General features: G+C 65.7%; 1 protein-coding gene. It reads right to left on the bottom strand.

The genetic code is table 11. The annotated features are described in order from the left end of the window. Window positions 1-994, bottom strand: a 994-nt coding sequence (locus VL52_RS22935) for a calcium-binding protein (RefSeq protein WP_046159215.1), incomplete at both ends; no start/stop codon positions are given.

Below are 994 nucleotides of genomic sequence, written 5' to 3'. Positions count from 1 at the left end.
GTTGCCGCCGTAGATCACGTCGTCGCCGTCGCCGCCTTCCAGCAGATCAGCGCCATCGCCGCCGTTCAAGGTGTCGTTGCCGGCGCCGCCGAACAAACTGTCTTTACCGTCCGCTCCGACCAATACATCGTCGCCGCCCAGGCCGAAGATCACATCGTTGCCCTTGCCCCCGGTCAGCGTGTCCTTACCCTCGGTGCCAGTCAGTGTCGCGCCGGACAGGCTGAGCAGTTCAACCAGGCTCCAGTTGGCGCCGCCGGCGAAGGTGATGTGTCCACCCCAGTTCGTATTGACGGTCAGCGCGTTCTGGATGGTGATGCTGTCCTGGCCGTTGCGGTGCTTGAGGATCACATCCAGGCCACTGCGCGCCACGACGATGTCGCTGACGGCGATGCCGACGCCGAAGCGGATTTCATCGCCCACGCTCCACGCCACCGCCGCGCTGCTGCCATCGAAGCGGATCACGTCCTGGCCGTCGCCCAGATTAAAAATGTAGACGTCGCGGCCCGCGCCGCCGTCCAGCACATCGTTGCCGGTTCCGCCCTTGAGGGTGTCGTCGCCGCCCAGGCCGATCAGGGTGTCATTGCCTGCTCCGCCGTCCAGCACATCGTTGCCGGCTCCGCCCTGCAGCAGATCGTCGCCCGCGCCGCCGGTGATGATGCCGCTGGCCCACTGGCTGATCTGCGCCGAGGTCCAGCTGGTGCCGTCGGCGAAGATCACGCTGCCCACCTGGGCCGAAGTCGCGCTGAACCAGTTCTGGATCAGGATGGAGTCGCTGCCGTTGACGTGCTTGAGGATCACGTCGTTGCCGGCGCGCACCACGACGATGTCCGAAACCGAGATGCCCACGCCCAGGCGGATTTCGCTCTGGTGGCTGACGGAACCGTTGACCGAGTTGTTGATGATGACGTCGCTGCCGTCGCCCAGATTGAACACGTAGATGTCGCGGCCCGCGCCGCCCTTCAGCGTGTCGTTGCCCCTGCCGCCTTCCAGCACC

Source organism: Chromobacterium vaccinii (genome assembly GCF_000971335.1).
Classification (GTDB): Bacteria; Pseudomonadota; Gammaproteobacteria; order Burkholderiales; family Chromobacteriaceae; genus Chromobacterium; species Chromobacterium vaccinii.
This window is presented reverse-complemented; position numbering and strand designations above follow the sequence as displayed.